Genomic DNA, 235 nt, shown 5'->3' on the forward strand with positions numbered 1-235 from the left:
TGGTTCGGTTGCTACGGTTGTCGACGGTTTACATGTGGTATTAACACGAGTAAATCCAGATGGCACTCGTACTGTAGTTGCGGATAGTTCTGATACTGGCGTAATTGACTTGTTAGGTATCTTTGGTTCTGAAGTTCAATTCAAGATTGATAACTTAAGTGCCGGTACTTATGAGTTGTTCATGGAAAGCAACACATTACTTACAGCTCTAGGTAGTGTTACTGCGGATATCACG

General features: G+C 41.7%; 1 protein-coding gene. It reads left to right on the forward strand.

The window, feature by feature from the left end; all coding sequences use genetic code 11:
• Positions 1–235, forward strand: a 235-nt coding sequence (locus AC3II9_RS22540) for a hypothetical protein (protein WP_489159005.1), incomplete at both ends; no start/stop codon positions are given.

It is taken from the genome of Lysinibacillus sp. RU7 (assembly GCF_057837305.1).